The 18,357-nt window shown below is 74.5% G+C and carries 17 protein-coding genes; 11 read left to right on the forward strand and 6 right to left on the reverse strand.

Annotation, left to right across the window (positions count from 1 at the left end):
* Window positions 1-212 precede the first annotated feature (212 nt).
* The 3 genes from ACZ4VL_RS02610 (at window position 213) to ACZ4VL_RS02620 (ending at window position 2,912) form a co-directional block, all read left to right on the forward strand.
* Window positions 213-1,598 (forward strand): serine hydrolase domain-containing protein, encoded by a 1,386-nt coding sequence (locus tag ACZ4VL_RS02610; RefSeq protein ID WP_468194814.1) that lies wholly within the window; start codon window positions 213-215, stop codon window positions 1,596-1,598.
* Window positions 1,599-1,761: 163 nt separating this feature from the next.
* Window positions 1,762-2,382 carry a hypothetical protein gene (locus ACZ4VL_RS02615; protein ID WP_468194817.1) on the forward strand — a complete coding sequence of 207 codons (621 nt, stop codon included), beginning with the start codon at window positions 1,762-1,764 and terminating at the stop codon, window positions 2,380-2,382.
* Window positions 2,383-2,468: 86 nt separating this feature from the next.
* Window positions 2,469-2,912 (forward strand): GNAT family N-acetyltransferase, encoded by a 444-nt coding sequence (locus tag ACZ4VL_RS02620; protein WP_468194820.1) that lies wholly within the window; start codon window positions 2,469-2,471, stop codon window positions 2,910-2,912.
* Between the two features lie 191 nt (window positions 2,913-3,103).
* Here the strand turns inward: ACZ4VL_RS02620 and ACZ4VL_RS02625 are convergent, their stop codons facing one another.
* The 4 genes from ACZ4VL_RS02625 to ACZ4VL_RS02640 form a co-directional block, all read right to left on the reverse strand.
* Entirely contained in the window at window positions 3,104-3,688 is a 585-nt protein-coding gene (locus ACZ4VL_RS02625) for a hypothetical protein (protein ID WP_468194823.1), read from the reverse strand.
* Window positions 3,685-5,301 (reverse strand): protein kinase domain-containing protein, encoded by a 1,617-nt coding sequence (locus ACZ4VL_RS02630; RefSeq protein ID WP_468194826.1) that lies wholly within the window; start codon window positions 5,299-5,301, stop codon window positions 3,685-3,687. Before ACZ4VL_RS02630 ends, ACZ4VL_RS02625 begins: the two co-directional genes overlap by 4 nt.
* A gap of 254 nt (window positions 5,302-5,555) precedes the next feature.
* Window positions 5,556-8,141, reverse strand: a complete 2,586-nt coding sequence (locus tag ACZ4VL_RS02635; RefSeq protein ID WP_468194829.1) for a VWA domain-containing protein — start codon at window positions 8,139-8,141, stop codon at window positions 5,556-5,558.
* A 117-nt stretch (window positions 8,142-8,258) separates the two neighbouring features.
* Entirely contained in the window at window positions 8,259-9,029 is a 771-nt protein-coding gene (locus ACZ4VL_RS02640) for a hypothetical protein (protein WP_468194831.1), read from the reverse strand.
* A gap of 178 nt (window positions 9,030-9,207) precedes the next feature.
* Between ACZ4VL_RS02640 and ACZ4VL_RS02645 the strand changes: the two genes are divergently transcribed.
* The 6 genes from ACZ4VL_RS02645 to ACZ4VL_RS02670 all read left to right on the forward strand — a co-directional run bounded on the left by ACZ4VL_RS02645 (window position 9,208) and on the right by ACZ4VL_RS02670 (window position 14,435).
* Complete coding sequence (locus ACZ4VL_RS02645) at window positions 9,208-10,410, forward strand: four-carbon acid sugar kinase family protein (protein WP_468194834.1); 1,203 nt, start codon at window positions 9,208-9,210, stop codon at window positions 10,408-10,410.
* Between the two features lie 172 nt (window positions 10,411-10,582).
* The gene (locus ACZ4VL_RS02650) at window positions 10,583-11,644 is read left to right on the forward strand and encodes a TNT domain-containing protein (protein ID WP_468194836.1); all 1,062 of its coding nucleotides are present in this window, start codon (window positions 10,583-10,585) and stop codon (window positions 11,642-11,644) included.
* A gap of 35 nt (window positions 11,645-11,679) precedes the next feature.
* Complete coding sequence (locus tag ACZ4VL_RS02655) at window positions 11,680-12,030, forward strand: hypothetical protein (protein WP_468194839.1); 351 nt, start codon at window positions 11,680-11,682, stop codon at window positions 12,028-12,030.
* A gap of 28 nt (window positions 12,031-12,058) precedes the next feature.
* Window positions 12,059-12,979 carry a Rieske (2Fe-2S) protein gene (locus tag ACZ4VL_RS02660; protein ID WP_468194841.1) on the forward strand — a complete coding sequence of 307 codons (921 nt, stop codon included), beginning with the start codon at window positions 12,059-12,061 and terminating at the stop codon, window positions 12,977-12,979.
* 15 nt (window positions 12,980-12,994) lie between these two features.
* The gene (locus ACZ4VL_RS02665) at window positions 12,995-14,182 is read left to right on the forward strand and encodes a zinc-dependent alcohol dehydrogenase (protein WP_468194844.1); all 1,188 of its coding nucleotides are present in this window, start codon (window positions 12,995-12,997) and stop codon (window positions 14,180-14,182) included.
* 31 nt (window positions 14,183-14,213) lie between these two features.
* A complete protein-coding gene (locus tag ACZ4VL_RS02670) occupies window positions 14,214-14,435 on the forward strand; it encodes a hypothetical protein (RefSeq protein WP_468194847.1) in 222 nt (73 codons plus the stop codon).
* Between the two features lie 32 nt (window positions 14,436-14,467).
* On the opposite strand, the gene ACZ4VL_RS02675 is transcribed toward ACZ4VL_RS02670, so the two are convergent.
* Complete coding sequence (locus tag ACZ4VL_RS02675) at window positions 14,468-14,689, reverse strand: hypothetical protein (protein WP_468194851.1); 222 nt, start codon at window positions 14,687-14,689, stop codon at window positions 14,468-14,470.
* 201 nt (window positions 14,690-14,890) lie between these two features.
* Here ACZ4VL_RS02675 and ACZ4VL_RS02680 point away from each other — a divergent pair, with 201 nt between their 5' ends.
* Complete coding sequence (locus ACZ4VL_RS02680; protein WP_468194854.1) at window positions 14,891-17,014, forward strand: GAF domain-containing SpoIIE family protein phosphatase; 2,124 nt, start codon at window positions 14,891-14,893, stop codon at window positions 17,012-17,014.
* 88 nt (window positions 17,015-17,102) lie between these two features.
* Window positions 17,103-17,777 carry a hypothetical protein gene (locus tag ACZ4VL_RS02685; RefSeq protein WP_468194857.1) on the forward strand — a complete coding sequence of 225 codons (675 nt, stop codon included), beginning with the start codon at window positions 17,103-17,105 and terminating at the stop codon, window positions 17,775-17,777.
* Between the two features lie 43 nt (window positions 17,778-17,820).
* Here the strand turns inward: ACZ4VL_RS02685 and ACZ4VL_RS02690 are convergent, their stop codons facing one another.
* The gene (locus tag ACZ4VL_RS02690; RefSeq protein ID WP_468194860.1) at window positions 17,821-18,090 is read right to left on the reverse strand and encodes a hypothetical protein; all 270 of its coding nucleotides are present in this window, start codon (window positions 18,088-18,090) and stop codon (window positions 17,821-17,823) included.
* Between the last annotated feature and the right edge of the window lie 267 nt (window positions 18,091-18,357).

An 18,357-nucleotide genomic window follows, 5' to 3' on the forward strand; every position in this document is an offset into this window, starting at 1 on the left:
GTTCCGGGCAGCGGCGCCGGTGAACGGCCGGGCCCGTCCGCCGGTATGACATATGTAACGGATCGTCAGTGAGTCGCTTCCTCCCGGAGGTTGAGACGGGAAGCGGGCGACTCGTCCCGGTGGAGGACGAAGCGGGGTGGAACGCGGCGGAAGAATCGAGGTGTTCGTGATCACCAGGCCCGGGACCCGGGCCGCCGACCCAGGAGAGACCCGTGGACCACTCCCGCCCCGGCCGTTCCCACCCCCGCAGCCCCCGTCGGCTGCGCCGTGCCGCGGCGGCGAGCGCCGTCGCCGTCGCCCTCCTCGCCGGTCTCGCCCCCACCGCGTTCGCCGCCGGCCCGGACACCGCCGTTGCCGCCGCTCCGGCCGCCGGCCGCCTCGACCGCGCGGAGCTCGACAAGAAGCTGCGGGCCGTCCACGAGGCCGGCATCTACGGCATCTACTCGACGGTCCGGGACGGGCAGTCCCGTTTCGACGGGGCGGCCGGCTTCGCGGACGTGGACACCAGGCGCCCGGTCCGCCCGGACTTCCGGCACCGCGTCGGCAGCGTCACCAAGACCTTCACCGCCGTCGCCGTGCTCCAGCAGTCCGCCCGGGGACGCATCGAACTCGACCGGCCGGTGGGCGACTACGTGCCCGAGCTGCTGCCGGGCGAGCGCGGCCGCAAGGTGACCGTACGCATGCTGCTCAACCACACCAGCGGCATCAACGACTACATAGCGGACGCCTTCCCCTCGCTCCTCAAGGGCACCACCGAAAGCCTCGACGACCACCGGTTCCGCACGGTGCGCCCGGCCGAGCTGATCGGATACGGGGTGGCCCGCCCGCAGCTCAGCGAACCCGGTGCCGAGTGGCACTACTCGAACACCAACTACGTCCTCCTCGGCGAGATCCTGCGCAAGGTCACCGGTGAGGACCCGGAGCGGGTCATCACCCGGGACGTGATCCGCCCGGCCGGCCTGCGGAACACCTACTTCCCCGGCACCGACCCGAAGATCCACGGCCCGCACGCCCGCATGTACGAGAGCTTCTACGGGCTGATCGACCCGCCGCGCGACTACAGCGACTACAACATGACCTGGGCGGGCACCGCGGGCGCGCTCGTGTCGACCACGCAGGACCTCAGCACCTTCTACCGGGCCCTGCTGAAGGGCGACCTGCTGCCGCGGGCCCAACTGGACCAGATGCGCACCACCGTGGACGTCAGGACCCCGTCCGGGGAGGTCGCCATGCGCTACGGCCTCGGCATCTACTCCATGGACACGCCGTGCGGGCCGGCGTGGGGCCACGACGGCGGCGTCTTCGGCGCCGGCACGTGGGTGCTGTCCAGCCCCGAGGGCAAGCGGCAGTTCGCGATCGGCTACAACCTGATGAAGTACCAGCGCCTCAACGAGGCCGGCACGGAGCTGCTCGACCACCCGGCCGACGCCGCGATGCGGGCGTACAAGGACCAGGCCCTGTGCGGCAGTACGGCCCCGGCCCCGACTCCGGCCCCGGCCGCCCCCGTGCCCGACGCCAAGCGCGGCGGTCCGGCGGGTCCGCCGCTCACCGACGCGCCGGCGGCCCTGGTCGCCCCGCGCGCCGCGCAGCACCGCTGACGCGCGCCGGTCACCGGAGCGCCGCACCCCGCACCCCGCACGCCGCACCCCTGGCACTGTGGGGTGCGGCCGTTTATCCGGGGGCAGCGGGGAAATGCCCAGGACGTACCGCCCGTACCGCCCGTACTGCCTGTCCTGCTTTCACCGTGAACGGGGAGATCTGATGAGCCACCGTCCCGCCGCCCCCACCTGCCTCGCCGCCGCCGCCGCCGTCGCGGCCGTGGCGACCGCCGCCCTGGCGGCGCCGTCCGCCGCCGCCGCGGACGGGCCCGCCTTCCTGGACGCCCGCGAGCTGCCGCGGCAGACCGGCACGGCCTGGCACGCGGGCCCGGTGACCGCCGGGGCCCCCGACCCGCTGCCGTTCTGCGTCGGCGAGGCGCTGCCCGGTGCCACGTCACGGCACCGCGCGTTCTGGACGGACGTCGACACCAACGCGGTCCAGGTCACCGTCGTGGAGCGCGACGAGGCCGCGGCGCGCTCGCTGGCCGCGCTGTTCAACGCGGCGGTCAAGAGCTGCGCGGACCGCGTGGCGCAGCAGGATCCGGACGTCAGGGCCGAGTGGCGCGACTTCGGCCGCGTCGAGGTCGAGGAGGGCGCGCGCGTCCAGGGCGTACGGACCACGCACGCGTGGGCCGGCAACGACGTCCACCTGTTCGCCGTCGGCAGGGACGGGCGCACCGTCACCGTCGTGCACTGGGGCCGCATGGGCACCTTCCAGGACGCCCCCGTGAACGCCTTCAAGAACACCACCCGTACCGCGGTGAACAAGCTCTACCGCGGCTGACCTCCCTCGCCGCCCCGCCGGCCCCGCGGCTCCGGCGGATCCCGGCTCCGGCCCGCGCCGGCGGGGGCTGGGATATCGTCCCCGGCATGAAGATCATCGACCTCGGCGTCGGCGACCCGCGCCTGACGTCCGACCTGCTCCCCGTCCTGCGTGAGCTGCGCCCGCACCTCACCGAGGAGCTGTTCCGCCAGGTGTACGAGCGCGGCCACGACCAGGGCCTCCGCTTCACCGCCGGCTACGCGGACGACGGGGCGTGCGTCGCCGCGGCCGGCTGGCGCATCGTCGACACCACCAGTTGCCTGCGCAAGCTCTACGTGGACGACCTGGTGACGTCCGAGGCCGCCCGCTCGACCGGTGTCGGCCACGCGATGCTCGCCCACCTGGAGGCGCACGCCCGCGCCGCGGACTGCTACGAGTTCAGCCTCGACTCGGCCACCCACCGCACCGGCGCCCACCGCTTCTACCTCCGGGAACGCCTCGACATCGTCGCCTTCCACTTCGCCAAGGAGCTGAAGCCGCTGGAGGGTTAGGGCGGGGCATGGATGGGCCCCGCCCGGGGGTGCGTCCGGGCGGGGCCGGGGGCCTCTCCGCGGGGGAGGGGGAGGGCCGCCGTGCGCCCAGCATTGCACTGTTTCCAGCCATGCAACAGGGGTGTTGGCCGGAAAGAGTCAGCCGAGGTCGGCACGTGTCACGGCCCCGCCGACATCGCCGTCCGACCCCGCTACGGGGCGCAGTGGTAGGCGAACTCCACCGCCGCCGTGCGCCGGGCCGGCTCCAGCAGCTCCCGTTGCGCCTTCGCCGGGTAGTTCCCCGTGCCCTGGAAGGTCCACTCCAGGTGGAGCCGGGCCTCCTGCTGCCCCCGGGCCACCCGCTCCGTCAACCGCTCGGAGCGGGTGCCGTCGCTGCGGATCCACCGGTAGGCAATGGTCCCGGGGCGGCCGTCCGTCCGTACGACGGCGACCACATCGGCGGTCGCCCCGCACCCCGGTCCGGCCGGATCGGTGGTCACGGCCGCGTCCCGCACCGCGACGCCCGGCCCGTACTGCTGCCAGCACAGGTAGCCGAGGACGCCGGCCAGTACGGCGCCCGCGAGCGCGTACCGGCGCAGGCCGCCCCCGGACCGGCGGGTGGGCGCGGGTTCCGGCACGACCGGGAACGGTGCCACGGCGGCGGCGGTCACCCCGGGTCCGAAGCGCAGCACGGAGCCGTCGACCCGGTCGGGGGCGACGTCCGGCCGTTCGGCGGGGGGCCCGCTGATCCAGTGGCTGCCGAGCGCGGTCGCGCTGTACTCGTCGTCGTTGCTCATCGGATGTCGCACCGCCTGATCAGGAACTGCTGGACCGCTGCCCCGCCGCCCGCCGCGGGCGTCGTCGTGGCCCGTACGCCCCAATAGCAGCCCGCGCCGCGGAACGTGAGGGTCCGGGCGGTCGCCGCCGTCGAGGAGGGGAAGGTCAGGGAGCCCTCGGACGCGCCGAGCGAGCCCCGGGCGTCACTGCTGAACCACTCCAGCCGGACGGTCGCCGGGCCGGATGCGTCGACGGACAACGTCACCTGCGCCGCGGTGACACCGGTCTGCCGGAACGAGGTCACGCTCACCGCCCTCACCTTCACCGCCGGGGAGGGCGTGGGGGACGGGGGCGGGGTGGTCGGCGGCGCCGGCGTCGGCTGGGCCGGGCCCGTCGGTACCGGGGCGGACGACGAGCCGGGACCGGGGCCGGGACCAGGGGAGGCTCCCGCGGAGGCCGACGCCGAGCCGGACGGCGACGCGGACGGCGAGGCCGACGCGTCGGGCGAGGCCGAGGCCGAGGGGGACGCCGAACCCGACGGCGACCCCGACGGGACCGGCCCGCCCGTCGGCGGCGCCGCGCTGGTCGTCGCGAAGGAGCTCAACGCGGCCGCACCGACCGGCCGGTCCGTGGCCGCCGCCTGGGTGACGACCACCAGCAGCCCCAGCACCAGCGCCACGCCCGCGCCCAGCCAGCCGCGCCGCCCGGGCGCCCACAGCGAGGTCGTGGCGAACGCCGTGGTGGTCGCCGGTGCGCCGCCCGCCGAGGGGAACAGCAGCGGCAGGAGCGCGGCCAGCGCCGCCAGCTTGCGCTGGCCGCGCTCCTCCCAGTCCGGGCCGTACGCGCCGCGGGCCACGGCCTCCAGCTCGGCGACGAACGCCTCGGCATCCTCCGGGCGCTCGTCCGGCCGCTTCGCCAGGCCCCGCCGGATCAGCGGGCGCACCGGCCCGGGGGCCTCGGACTCGGGGACCGGGGCCTCGATGTGCTGGAGCGCCAGCTCGGCGAAGTTCTCTCCGGCGTACGGCTTGCGCCCGGTCAGGCACTCGAAGAACGTGGCCGTCGCCGCGTACACGTCGGCCGCCGGGGAGGCGGGCCGGCCCTGCCACTGCTCGGGCGCCATGTACGCGGGCGTACCGGCCACACCCGGCGTGGCGCCGTGGTCCGTGGCGATACCGAAGTCCACCAGCTTGGACGAGCCGTCGGCGGCGACCAGCACGTTCTCCGGCTTGTAGTCGCGGTGCACGACGCCGGCCCGGTGCGCGGCCGCCAGGCCCAGCAGAGAGCCCTTCAGTACGACCAGGGCCGCCTCGGGGCCGGTGCCGCCCTGCCCGGACTGCTTCAGCAGCTCGCGCAGCGCGACGCCGTCGACGAGCTCCATCACGATGGCGGCGCCGTGGGGCGCCTCCACGTACTCGTACAGCCCGACGACGTACGGCGACCGGAGACCGCCGAGCAGGCGGGCCTCGGCCCGGAAGCCCTGGACGAACGCGGGGTCGCCGCGCAGCCGGTCGTTGAGGTACTTCACCGCGACGGGAGTTCCCGTCCCGTCGTGCACCGCCAGTACGACCCGGCCACTGGCTCCCGAGCCGAGTTCTCTGGTCTCCGTGTACCCGGGGACCACCCACGCCTTCATCTACCCGCCCCTTCGCCGTGGATCCCCACCCCCCTGGAACCCGGGCGAACGAACACGGGACCTTCGATGTGGGTGCCGTCGTCGTCAGCGCCGTGCCGCGCTGTCGCGTACGGCGTCGCCACGCAGCGCCGGGAACGGCGCCCGGCCTGCAGCCGGGGTCATGATAGGGGCAGTCGGTGACGGCCACCGCGGAGGGGCCCCGGGTGGATCGGTCCCGCCGGGCGGCGACGGTCCGCCGCCCGGCCTGGAGCCGTTCAGAACGCCGCGTACCCGGACCTGACCTGTGCGAAGGCGTTCATGGCCCGGATGCCGGGCGCCGGGGCGGCGGCGTCCGTGAAGGACATCACCGTGCCCAGCGAGTCCGTCAGGGACTTGAGCTTCTCCAGCGTCACCCGGTCGTCGACGAACTCCGCGGCCGGATGGGCGTCGTGGACCTGCTTGAGGACCTGGATGTGTTCGGTCAGCCTGCGTCCGGCGGCGGCGCGGTCGTTCTCGTACAGGTCGTCCAGCGCGTGGTACGTGACCTCGCTGGTCCGCAGTCCCACGGCGTGCACGAGTACCGTCTCCCCGGCCAGCAGCGGCCCTTCCGCCAGGGTGATGCTGCGGCTCCGGCTCTCCCGCGCGACGGTGTCGGCGTACTGCACGGTCGCCGTGCCGAGCCCGTCCGAGGCCGTCCGGCCGTCCGGGACCTGCACCTCCAGGACCACCCAGTACGTCTCGCCGAACGCCAGGTCGGGGGCGAAGATCCGGATGCCGTGCTCGTCGGTGATCAGGTCGGGCAGCACGGCGGTGCCGTACTCCGCCAGCGCGAACCGGGCCGCCTCCTCGGCCTCGCGGAACACACCGGCCCGCGCCCTCGGGTCGGACACCAGGTCGTGCCCGTACAGGTGCCACACCACGACCTCCGGGTCGATGTCGATCCGGAGCTGGATGTCGATGGCGGCCAGGTGGTCGCGCCGCTCCAGGTCCTCCAGGAGGCCGGTGCCGACCTCCTCGGGACGGGTGACGAAGGTGGCGTGCCCGCCCGCGGTTCCGGCGAGCGCCGACAGCTCGTCCATCCGCGCGTCACCGCCGAAGCCGAAGCAGGAGACGGTCAGGTCGCCGCGCAGCTTGACCGCGAGGTTCTTGCGGATGACCGTCCAGTTCGTCTCGCCGGAGGTCGGGTCGCCGTCCGAGAACAGGTACAGCCGGTTGACGGTGCGGGCGGTGCCGGCCCGGCGGCCGATCTCGGCGATCCCGTACTGGATGCCGAGGTTGATGTCGGTCCCGCCGTCGGCCTTCATGCCGGCGACGAGCTGCGCGAACCGCTCGGGCGGCAGGTCGTCCTTGCGGGTGGCCGGGAGGAGGGTGGAGACGTTGGTGGCGAACGTGACGATGCCGAGGGTGTCGGTGGGCCGCAGCCGCCGGTGGATCTCCTGGAGGGCCGCCTTCACCGTGTCGAGCTTGCTGCCCGTCATGGAGATGCTGGTGTCGACGACGAAGACGAGGTTGACCGGCAGGGGCTCCTCGGGCTGCGCCGCCCCGCCGGACGGCGCCGCGCCGGCCTTGAGGGCGATCTCCACGAAGTGGGTGGTGGCGTCGTGGGCCTTGGAATCGCCGGGCACCGCCGCGAGGCCGTGGCTGACGGCGACCGCCTCGCCCTCGGCAGGCCCGGGCACCCGGTCGGTGCGCGAGGCGACGAAGTCGTCGAAGCGGATCTGGTCCTGCCCGATCAGGACACCGTTGTCGATGAGCTCCGTGATCCCGAGGTGGGCCCGGGTGCCGTAAGCGGTGGTGCGGCGGATGAAGAGGCCGTCACGGGGGAGGGGCTGGCTGGGGTCGCGGCGGGGCGGTTCCGGCTCGCGGGGCGGACGCACGAAGGCCGGGCCCAGGAAGTCGGGTGAGGCGTCGTGGTCGCCGACGATGAGGTGATCGGCGTACGCGTCTTTGGCGGTTGCATGGAGGTCGATGAAGGCGGGACGGTCGTCCAGGGCCGCATCGGCGGCGTCCCAAGCGTCGTCGTAGTAGACCTCCGGTCCGGCTGTCGGCTCGGGCCCCGGTTCGATGTTCTGCTCCCGCCGCAACCGGTCCATGCGACGCTCTTTCGGACGCGAGCGGAGGTGGCCGCGCAGCTCGTCCACCCCCTCCGACTCCTGCCCCACCCGCCCCGCCGAGTGGACGACCGCGCCCCGGCTCAGCCAGCGCCAGACCGGGCTCTCGTGGCGGTGCGGCCGCCCGTGGATGTCGGGGCCCCCGGTGGACGCCGCGGGGTGGATCACGACCGTGACGCCCGCCGCAGCAGGGCCGGAGCGGAGTTCCTCCTGCACGAAGTCCATGTACGACGGGTAGTCCCGGATGCGACTGCCGGGCCGCAGTCCCAGTCCCCGCGCGTACCTCTCGCAGGCCGTCGTACGGCGCCACTCCTCGTCGGGGAGCAGGCTGAGCGGGGCGAACGGGTCGGTGACCAGGAGCACCGCCTCGGCACGTGCCCAGTGCCGTACGGAGACGCCCGGGGCGGGCCCGGACTCCTCGTCGCAGACGACGAGCGTGGCGCCGAGGGCGATGAGGGCGTCGACGAGTTCGTGGTCCCCGTCGAGGAGCGGCCGGAGCAGTGGGCGGTGGCCGGGGAGCGCGGACTGGACGAGCACGGCGGCGCCCGGGTGCCGGTCCAGTAAGGAGTCCACCTCTTCCGGTTCGCGGGCCGTCCCCTCCGCCAGGTGTAGCCCCCGGCTCCTGCCCCGGCGGCGGATCTCCTCCTCGGCCTGTGGGGCGGCCCAGTGCCAGGGGCCCGGTCCCGAGGGACGCGGGATGTAGAGCACGGCGGGGGAGCCGTCCATGGAGCCCCCGAAGTCGATCGTCATGCGCACCTTCTCCGAATTCCTGATTCCGTGTTGCGTGTTCCGTGTTGCGTGTTCCGTGTTCCGTGTTCCGGCGCGGTGATCCGTCCGCCGGTGTACGAGGGGTCGGGGCGGCCCGGCTCAGCGGGACGCGGCTCGGCCGCCTTCCCGGGCGGGCAGCGGGCAGCGTTCGTCCAGGGCGGTGTTGGTCCGTACGCCGACCTCGAACATGCCCTCGGCCCGCAGCCGCCGCAGCCAGACGTCCAGCTCCTCGCTGAGGCCCTGGCCGTTCTCGGCGAGCTGCACGGCCCGGCCGAGGTCCGCCGGGTCCTGGCCGACGAGCAGGATCCTGATCTTCAGCGCGAGGGCGTGCGGGTTGCGCGGTTCGAGCTTCAGCGCCTCGTCGACGTAGCCTGCGGCCACCGCGGTGTTCCCGCCGGCCAGCGCGATCCGGGCCTTCCAGTACCAGAACTCCTCGGAGCTGCGGTCCGTGCCCGGAGCCTCCAGTGCCCGTTCGGCCTGCACCGGCTCACCCGCGGCCACCAGCCGCGCCACCCGGGCCAGGGTCCGTTCCTCGGCGGCCCCGCCGTCCGACCCTCTGCGTCCCGGGTTCACGAACCGGCCCGCCAGCAGCAGCGCCAGCAGCAGGAAGGCGAGCAGGACCCCGACCAGCACCATGAACCGCCTCGCCCCCGCCCCCTCCGCGAGCGTGGCGAAGATCCCGAGGATGGCGATGGCGAAGGTGAAGGTGATCACGGCTCCGAAGAGTCCGGTGGCCTGCGCGGGCGTCAGCGTCCGGAACATCTTCTGCCGGATGAGACTGCGGACGAAGTCCCGGTAGACCACGAACAGAACGCCGAGGGCCACGCCCCCCAACCCGGCGATCGCGCCGAGGAGTTGAAAGTCCAACATGCAACGGACTGTAGGACCTCGGGCCAGGGCCACGCAGGGATACGGCCCGAGAACCCCCTGTGGGGGACGGGGAGGGCGTGACTTGTCCGGCGCTGTTCCGCCGCCCAGTATGGGGCGGTAACGATCTCGTGAGGGCGCCGGCCGCGCGGCTACGGCGACCAGGTGGAGGGGGAACGCAATGACATCCCGAAGGGACCGGGGACCGGTCATCGCCGTGCTGGCGGACGACCTCACCAGTGCCGGCGACGGCGCAGCGCCCTTCCGCCGGACCGGCCACGAGGCCCGCATCCTCTTCCGCCTCCCGGCGGCGCCCGCGGTAGCGGCCGGTCCGTCCGGCGGCGTGACCGCGGTCGACCTCGGGACGCGCGTCGCCGACGAGCGGACCGCCGCCGCCCGTATGCGGGAGGCCGCCCACCGGTACGCCGGCGCCGGCCTGCTGCTGAAGACGGTGGACTCCACCCTCCGGGGGCACGTCGCGGCGGAGATCCGGGCCGCCCGCTCCGGCTCCGGGCGCCGGGCCGTGATCGTCGCCCCCGCCTTCCCCGCCGAGGGCCGGGTGACGGTGGGCGGGGTGCAGTACGTACGGGGCGTCCCGGTCCACGAGAGCGAGTTCGCCCGCGACCCCGCACACCCCGTACGGTGCTCGGACCTCGCGGAACTGCTCCCGGAGGCCGTCCCGGCCGGCCCGGACCGGGTCGCCGAACTGCCCCGGCTGACCGGCGCGGGCGCGGTGGTGGCGTACTCGGCCCAGCAGGACGCCGACCTCGACCGGCTCGTCGAGAGCGTGCCCCGCCCCGAGGAGGTGTTGTGGGTCGGCTCGCCCGGGCTCGCGGCCGCCCTCGCACGGCACTGCGCACGGGCCGCGGTCGTCCCCCCTCCCCTACCCGGTCCGGCCCGGCGGACGCTGGTCGTCGTCGGCAGCGCGAATCCCGCCACCCGCCGGCAGCTGGCCGTGCTGCGCGCCCGGGTGGACGTACGGACGGTGACCGCCACCGACGACCCCGCCGCGACGGTCGCCGACCTGAGCGCCGCGACGGCACCCGTGCTCGCCCTGCACACCCCGGACGAACGCCGGCCGCGGGACGCCGCCCGGGCCCTCGGCCGCGCCATGGCCGACGCCGTGCGCAAGCTCGTCGAGGAGGACCGGATCGACGCGCTGGTGCTCACCGGGGGAGAGACCGCCGCCGAGGTCCTCGACGCACTCGGCGCCCTCGGGGTCACCGGCATCAGCCTGGCCGACGAGCCCGAGCCCGGCGTGGCACGCGGAACCCTGCTCGGCGGCCGGCCCGCCCTCCCCGTACTGGTCAAGGCGGGTGGCTTCGGCGACGACACCACCCTCCTACGCCTGTGCCACCTCGTCCGGCAGCAGGGCGACGCTTGACGGTACGACGGGCCGGAGGGGGCGGGCGGCTCCCGGCAGCGGTACACCGACGTGCGGTCAGGTGACCGGCGCCGCCGTTCGGCCCCGCCCGGATTGCCGGGCCCCCGCGGATCTCCTGTGATGGGTCGGGGCGTTTCTGACGCCCCGTGGACTCGATCTCCCGGAGGTTTCTGTGGCATTCCCCCGTTGGTGCGCGAGCCTGGCCACGACGGCCGGGTTCACCGGTTCCGTCCTGCTCGGCGCCCTCCCGTTCACTGCCGTGGAGGCACAGGCCTCCACGGTCGGCCAACCCCCGGCATGGGCAGCCTCGGTCCCGCCCCCGGCCCCCGGGCGGGCGAGCGGCGACGAGGACGACAAACGGGACGAGGGCAGGAAACACAAGGGCGACAGGGAAAAGGGCAAGGGGAAGCGGAAGGAGCAGGAGAAGGGCCAGGGCCAGAGCCAGGAGAAGGCCCAGGAGAAGGAGAAGGCCCAGGAGAAGGAGTCCGGGCCCGCCCCGGAGGCACAGACCGGTTCCGACGCCAAGACCGGCGCGGAGTCCGGGACCGGCCCGGAAGCGAAGACCACCGGCTCCGAGGCGAAGACCGGGTCCCAGGCCAAGAGCACCGAGTCCGACGCCAAGAAGACGCGCTGCCTGGGGCTGGTCCCCTCGCCCTACCCGTACGCGCACACCGAGTTCAAGTGCAACGACTGGCGGTTCGGCCCGGCCAAGCTCCCCACCACCGGGGTGCTCGGCGCCATCCTCACCGGCTACCAGCGGTTCGGTGAGCTCACCCCGGTGGAGTTCCTCAACACGTGGTGGGACCCCACGGCCGACAGCGGGCTGGGCGGCTACAAGTACCCGAGCAGCGACGGCTTCGCCCGCGACGCGAGCGGCCAGATCATCGCCACGGAGATCACCCTCGAGCCGGGGCTGTTGCTGGACCGCTTCGGGGCCGAGTTCGGGAGCTTCCTCGCACCGGCCGGCACCAAGTACGGCGAGCGCTCCATCCCGCCGTCCAACCTCAACACCCAGGACCCCCGCTGGCCCTTCGACTACCACCTCTACCGGGTGAAGAAGCCGATCCTGGTCTGCGCCGGCCCCACCCTCCCGTGGTTCGAACAGCCCGGCCTCGGCGTGCAGTACGTCACGAGCGTGAGGCCCGCGCAGGGCGACTCGTACTGCCCGAACGTCCAGACGGGCACCCGGGTCAGCAACCTCGTGGCGGACGGCTCCCTGGAACGGGCGAACTGACGCCGAACGCCGAAACGCCGAAGGGAGGCCGGGGCATGGACCGCCACCGGCTGTGTGAGGCACTGCGCGAGGCCGGGGTTCCGCCCGGCCTGTACGAGGTGCCCGACTGCCCCGGTCCTCCCGGTCTCCCCCGCGCGGAGGACCGCCTCTACCTGGCGGAGCAGGCCGGCACATGGGTGGTGGGCGTCCGCGAGCGGGGGGCGCGCACCGTGCTGGAGCGGTTCCCCGACGAGGACCGGGCCTGCCGCAGCCTCCTCGCCAGGCTGACGGACGCGGGCCCGCCGCCCGTGCCGCTCACCCCCGCGGAGACCGGGATGCTGCTGCGCGACAGCGAGGGGCCGACTCCGGACGACCACGCCCCGCCGCCCCCCGGACGCCGCACATGACGGTGCCGTCGCCGGGTAGGCGCGGTCCATGGACTCAGACCGCATGCACCACGCGGCAGTGGCCTCCGGCCCGGGACCGCTGCTCTCGGCCGTCGAACGCCTGGAACGGGCGCCGTACGCCGATCCCCTGATCCGCACGCTCCGCCGGGCCGTACGGGCGGTGCCGCTCGGACCCGTGCGCGACGTGCTCCACGGCCGCCCGCTGGGCCATCCGGCACACCCCCTGCTCGTCCAGGTCCCGATCGGGACCTGGCTGTCGGCCGCACTGCTGGACCTCGGTCCGGGCCGGTGCCGAGCCGCGCACGTCCTGGTGGGCGCCGGTCTCGCCGCGGCGGCGCCCGCCGCGGTGTCCGGCTGGGTGGACTGGGCGGAGCTCCCGCCCGAACAGGCCCGCACCGGGCTCGTCCACGCCCTGGGCAACACCACCGCCGTCGTGCTCTACGCGAGCTCCTTCGCGGCCCGTACGCAGGGCCGCGTCCTGCGCGGCAAGGCGCTCGGCATGGCCGGCCTCGCCGTGGTCGGCGCGGCGGGCGCGCTGGGCGGCCACCTCGCCTACCGGCAGGCCGCCGGCGCCAACCACGCCGAGCAGGTCACCCACCTCGTACGGGAGGGCTGGCACCACCTCGGAGCGGTGGCCGCCTTCCCCGTGGGCCGGGCCGTACGCGCCCGGGTGGACGACGTGGACGTACTCGTCGTACGCGAGAGCGGCGGCGCCGTCCGCGCGCTGGCCGACCGCTGCGCCCACATGGCGGGGCCGCTCGCGGAGGGGGAGATCGCGGACGGCTGCGTACGGTGCCCCTGGCACGGCAGCGTGTTCCGCCTGGCGGACGGCTGGAACGTCCGGGGCCCCGCCACCGCACCCCAGCCCGCGTTCGACACGCGCATCGTGGACGGGCACGTGGAGGCCAGACTCCAGCACGGCCACCACCGACGTCCGCCGACCGGATGAGCGAGGAGGCCCCCCGTGCGCGCACTGACCTGGCAGGGCCGGGAGGACGTCCGCGTCGAGACCGTCCCCGACCCCCGCATCGAAGAACCCACCGACATCATCGTCAGAGTGACCACGACCGGCATCTGCGGATCCGACCTCCACCTCTACTCCGTGCTCGGCGCCTACCTGGACCCCGGCGACGTGCTCGGCCACGAGGCGATGGGCGTCGTGGAGGAGACCGGCCCCGAGGTCCGCACCCTCGGGCGCGGGGACCGCGTGGTCGTGCCGTTCAACATCTCCTGCGGCACCTGCTACATGTGCGGCATGGGGCTGCACTCCCAGTGCGAGACCACACAGGTCCGCGCACACGGCAAGGGCGCCGCCCTCTTCGGCTACACCAAGCTCTACGGGCAGGTCCCCGGCGGCCAGGCCGAGTACCTGCGCGTCCCCTTCGGCGACACCCTGCCGGTGAAGGTCCCCCCGGAGCCGCCCGACGAGCGCTACGTCTACCTGTCCGACGTCCTGCCCACGGCCTGGCAGGCGGTGGAGTACGCCGAGCTGCCCCGGGACGGGACCCTCACCGTCCTCGGCCTCGGTCCGATCGGCCAGATGTCCGCGCGGATCGCACAGCACCGCGGCGCCCGGACCGTCATCGGCATCGACCTCGTCCCCGCGCGCCTCGCACGGGCCCGCAGCCAGGGAGTCCACACCCTCGACCTGCGCGCCCACGGACCGGACGGCGTGGTCGAAGCGGTCCGCGACCTCACCGACGGGCGCGGAACGGACTCGGTCATCGACGCGGTCGGCATGGAGGCCCACGGCGGTCTCGCCGCGTCCCTCGCCCAGAAGGTGACCGCGCGGCTGCCCGACGCCGTCGCACGCCCCCTCATGGAGCGCGTCGGGATGGACCGCCTGAACGCCCTGCACACCGGCATCGAACTCGTCCGCCGCGGCGGCACCCTGTCCGTCTCGGGCGTCTACGGCGGCGCCGTCGACCCGATGCCCCTGCTCACCCTGTTCGACAAGCAGATCAGCCTGCGGATGGGCCAGGCCAACGTACGCGCCTGGACCGATGCCATCCTGCCGCTGCTGACCGACGCCGACCCCCTCGGCGTGGAGGGCTTCGCCACCCACACCCTGCCGCTCGAGGAGGCGCCCGACGCATACGCCCGCTTCCAGGCGAAGGAGGACGGGATGATCAAGGCGCTCCTCGTCCCGTGACGGTCGGGGGAATGAACGGAAGGAGCTTGTGATGGACGACATGGACCAGGGAGGCGCCGGAGGCGCTCCCCTCCACGACGACGACCCGCAGAGCCGGCGCAGGCGCCCCTCGGCCCGCGGCGACGACAAGCCGGCAGCCGGCCGTGACGCGTCCGCCGAGGACCTCGCGGCCGCGTCGGGCAAGGAGGGCGAGGCCGCCGATGCGCTCAGCCCGAGTCCGCGCGCACAACGAGATTCCACCCGCAGAACGTGACCGAATCGGTCGGCGGCTCCGGTTCCCGACGGTCACGGCGGTGACTCCGCCCAGCCCTCGGGGCCGGCGCCGCGCCATTCGACCACCTCCGGATCGCCGAGGTCGAGGGCTTCGGGAGCGGCGACTCCGGCCCGGCGCAGCAACTCGACGACGTCGCTGGGCCGGTCTGCGGTGCCGAGGACGGCGCCGTCGTAGCGGACCTGGCGGCTTCCGTTCTCGTCGGGCGGGTGGATGGTCAGCCTCGCGGAGGTCATGGTCCCAGCCTTGCCGCTCGGCGGTCGGCTCGCATTTCCGCGTCTTCCGTAGGAGCCTGCCCGTGTCGGAGGTTTGCGCGCCCGGACGGTGGTCAGGCGCGTGGGCAGCAGCCCTCCTGGCGGTGGGCTGGGGCCCACCCGCACGCTCGTGCCGGGAGGCCCCGCTCGGCACCTGCGTGCCGAGAGGAACGGAGGTGTGCCGTGACCGGCCGCGGTGAGAGCCCGTACCGCGCCCGCGCGGGCCGGTCCGGCCTGTCGGCGTTGGACGACGCGCTGAACGACGCCATCCAGCGGACGGGCGCGTCGGCCGGCGGCCTGTACCTCTGGAACGGGCAGCGGGGGAACCTGGGGCTGGCGGTGCTGTGCGGACTGCCGGAGGAGGTCGTCCGCCCCTGGCTGCGGATCTCCGCGGCGGCTCCGACACCCGTCGCCGCAGCGGTGCGCGAGGACCGGCTGGTGTGGGTCGGCTCCCAGGAGGACCTGGTCCGCGACTTCCCCAGGGCCGCCGCCGGCCTGCCCTACCGGTTCGCCCTGGCCGCGGCGCCGCTGCCGGGCCGCAAGGGCGTCAGGGGCGCGCTGCTGCTGCTCTGGCCCGCCAGCCACCCGCGCAGTGCCAGCCGGCGCGAGCAGCACCACATCACCGCGGCCGCCCGCCGCATCGCGCGGCTGCTGGACGTCCCCGGGCCCCCGCCGCCGGTGCCGGAGCGGCCCCGCGTCGTCCCGGTCGCACCGACCGGCCCGCACGGCGTCGACCGGGCCGCGGAGGCCGCCGCCGACTGGATCGATCGTCTGCCCGAGGGGGCCCTGGCCCTGGACCTGCAGAGCCGGATCACCTTCGTGGACGGCACCGCCGCCGCCCTGCTCGGCCGCAGCGCCGCCCAGCTGCTCGGAACCCGGCCCTGGCAGTCCCTGCCCTGGCTGGAGACCCCGCTGGTCGAGGACCGCTACCGCACGGCCGTCATGAGTCGCGATCCGGTGGAGTTCACCACCCTGCACCCGCCGGACGACTGGCTGCACTTCCAGCTGTACCCGGACGCCGGCGGCATCAGCGTCCGCATCACCCCCACCGGCCGCCCCGCGGCGACGCAGCAGCCCGGGCCGTCGCCCGGCGGCCGCCCGCAGACGGGCCGGATCTACCAGCTCCTGCACCTGGCGGCAGCCCTGACGGAGACCGTCGCCGTCCGCGACGTCGCCGAACTGGTCGCCGACCAGGTCCTGCCCGCGTTCGACGCCGACGCCCTGGTGCTGTCCACGGCCGAGGCCGGCCGCCTGAAGATCACCGGATCCCACGGTTACGACGCCGCCACCCTCGACCGCCTCGACGGGCTTCCGCTGGACACCGGCGCGACCCCCGCGGGGAAGGTGCTGACCAGCGGTGTCCCCGCCTTCTTCGACGACGCGGAGGAGATGGCCCGCCTGTATCCGGGCGCCCCCCGCATCAGCGGCAAGCAGGCCTGGGCCTTCCTCCCGCTGATGATCTCCCGACGCCCGGTCGGCTGCTGCATCCTCTCCTACGAGCGCCCCCACACCTTCACCGCCGACGAGCGCGCCGTCCTCACCTCCCTGGCCGGACTCATCGCCCAGGCCCTGGACCGGGCCAGGCTCCACGACGCCGCCCACGACCTCGCCCACGGCCTCCAGCAGGCGCTCCTGCCGCACTCCCTGCCCGACGTGCCCGGACTCGAGATCGCCGCCCGCTACCTGCCCGCCGGCCACGGCATGGACATCGGCGGCGACTTCTACGACGTGATCCAGCTCGACACCACCACCGTCGCGGCCGTCATCGGCGACGTCCAGGGGCACAACGTCGCCGCCGCCGCGCTGATGGGCCAGGTCCGCACCGCCATCAGGGCCGCCGCCGGGGCCCCGCCCGGGGAGGTCCTCACCCGTACCGGGCGCCTCCTGGAGGACCTGGACACCGGGCTGCTCGTCTCCTGCCTCTACGTCCACTTCGACCTCGCCCACCGGCTGGCCATCCTGTCCAGCGCGGGCCACCCGCCCCCGCTGATACACCGCCCCGGCACCCGCCCCCACCTCGTGGACCTGGACCCCGCCCCGCTCCTGGGCGCCGACTCCGACACCCCGTGCCCCGTCACGCACCTGGACCTGACCCCCGGAACCCTGCTCGCGCTCTACACCGACGGCCTGGTCGAGAAACCCACCGCCGGCGGCATCGACCCGGACCGGGCCACCCTCGAACTCGCCTCCGTCCTCACCGCACGCCCCGGAGCCGACCTCGACACGCTCATCGACGCCCTCGTGCACGCGCCCGCCCCCGCCTCCCCCCAGACGGACGACATCGCCGTGCTCCTCCTGCGCATCTGAAGGGCCGCCGGCCGCCGGCCGCCGGCCGCCGGCCGCCGGGCTGGGCTGGGGCCGGCGGTGTCGGTGCGGTGTCCTACAGTCGGGCCGCATGACCACCCCGATCACCCCGATCACCCTGATCACCCACGCCGGCCCGGCCTCACCCCACGCGGCAGCGGTCACCCGTATCGGTGGCGTGCCCGTGGCCGAGCCCGGGACGGCATGGCCGACCTGCGCCGAGTGCGCCGGCCCGCTGAAGTTCCTCGCACAGATCCGCCTGGACGCGTCCGGTTCCGCCCTAGCGGGCCGCGGCCGGCTGCACACCCACCTGCTGGTGCTGTTCGCCTGCCAGAACCGCCCGGGCTCGTGCCAGGACTGGAGCCCGTCCTCCGGCGCCAACCTGGCCCTGGTCCTCCCGGCCCGCGGCCTGCGCCGCATACCGCGGCCCCGGGCCGTCGACGGCGAGAAGCTGTTCCTGGGCGCCGCCCACGCCGCCGAGCCGCAGGTCCTGGCGGACGCAGCGGACTACGACGGCGCCCGCGCCGCCTGGGCCGCGCGGACCGGGCGGCGCGTGAACGACGTCCTCGGTCAGCTCGGCGGCACACCGGCCTGGCTCCAGGACGACGAGACCCCGGCCTGCCGGAACTGCGCCGCGCCGATGAGGCTGGCCGTGCAACTGCAGGAGGGGCCGGACCCCGTGACCGCCATGAACTTCGGCACCGGCCGCGGCTACGCCTTCACCTGCGGACCCTGCGCCGAGGCGACGTTCCTCTGGCAGTGCTGACCGCCCGGCCGGCCGGTCACGCCGTACGCCGGCGCGTGACGCCTCACGCAGGGGACCCGGCCGAGGCGTAGGCGCAGGGGCGCAGACGTATCCGCTCCCCGTCGAACTCCACCGTCTCGCCCGGGAGGACCAGCAGCCCCGCTTCGGCCTCCGGGCACGCGCTGTCGATGCGGCGGACCTGGACCGCCGGGCCCAGGACCCCGGCCATGAACACGGTCGGGTCGATCTCCCAACCGTGCCGGGCCAACCAGCGCTCCAGTTCCTCGCTGTCGGCCGCCTCCGCCCCGCGCGGCCACGTGTACGTGCTCGCCATGCCTACCCCCTGTAGCTGGTCGGATCACCGCGGCAGATGGTGTCACCCGCCTCTGACAGCGGCCCGGCATTTCGGTGGCGCGCGCTCCCCGCGGCCGGCACCTTCGGCTGGGCCTCGGCGGGGAAGAAGGGCCCAACAGCCTGGGATCGAAGACCGAAGCCCCCGGCGAGGCTTCGATTCCTCACTTTCCGTGTGTGTGCGACACCACTCCGACACGGCGGCGCACGCCCCCCGGCGCGACCGGACGGGGGATCCTCCCCCCTTCGG

This window comes from Streptomyces sp. NPDC029014 (assembly GCF_055564695.1).

What these genes read in the sequence shown, in the direction of transcription:
- ACZ4VL_RS02625 (WP_468194823.1), bottom strand. Translation starts at nt 3,688, where the DNA reads ATGAGCAACGACGACGAGTACAGCGCGACCGCGCTCGGCAGCCACTGG.
- ACZ4VL_RS02670 (WP_468194847.1), top strand. Translation starts at nt 14,214, where the DNA reads ATGGACGACATGGACCAGGGAGGCGCCGGAGGCGCTCCCCTCCACGAC.
- ACZ4VL_RS02690 (WP_468194860.1), bottom strand. Translation starts at nt 18,090, where the DNA reads ATGGCGAGCACGTACACGTGGCCGCGCGGGGCGGAGGCGGCCGACAGC.
- ACZ4VL_RS02685 (WP_468194857.1), top strand. Translation starts at nt 17,103, where the DNA reads ATGACCACCCCGATCACCCCGATCACCCTGATCACCCACGCCGGCCCG.
- ACZ4VL_RS02635 (WP_468194829.1), bottom strand. Translation starts at nt 8,141, where the DNA reads ATGACGATCGACTTCGGGGGCTCCATGGACGGCTCCCCCGCCGTGCTC.
- ACZ4VL_RS02630 (WP_468194826.1), bottom strand. Translation starts at nt 5,301, where the DNA reads ATGAAGGCGTGGGTGGTCCCCGGGTACACGGAGACCAGAGAACTCGGC.
- ACZ4VL_RS02615 (WP_468194817.1), top strand. Translation starts at nt 1,762, where the DNA reads ATGAGCCACCGTCCCGCCGCCCCCACCTGCCTCGCCGCCGCCGCCGCC.
- ACZ4VL_RS02655 (WP_468194839.1), top strand. Translation starts at nt 11,680, where the DNA reads ATGGACCGCCACCGGCTGTGTGAGGCACTGCGCGAGGCCGGGGTTCCG.
- ACZ4VL_RS02660 (WP_468194841.1), top strand. Translation starts at nt 12,059, where the DNA reads ATGGACTCAGACCGCATGCACCACGCGGCAGTGGCCTCCGGCCCGGGA.
- ACZ4VL_RS02620 (WP_468194820.1), top strand. Translation starts at nt 2,469, where the DNA reads ATGAAGATCATCGACCTCGGCGTCGGCGACCCGCGCCTGACGTCCGAC.
- ACZ4VL_RS02675 (WP_468194851.1), bottom strand. Translation starts at nt 14,689, where the DNA reads ATGACCTCCGCGAGGCTGACCATCCACCCGCCCGACGAGAACGGAAGC.
- ACZ4VL_RS02640 (WP_468194831.1), bottom strand. Translation starts at nt 9,029, where the DNA reads ATGTTGGACTTTCAACTCCTCGGCGCGATCGCCGGGTTGGGGGGCGTG.
- ACZ4VL_RS02645 (WP_468194834.1), top strand. Translation starts at nt 9,208, where the DNA reads ATGACATCCCGAAGGGACCGGGGACCGGTCATCGCCGTGCTGGCGGAC.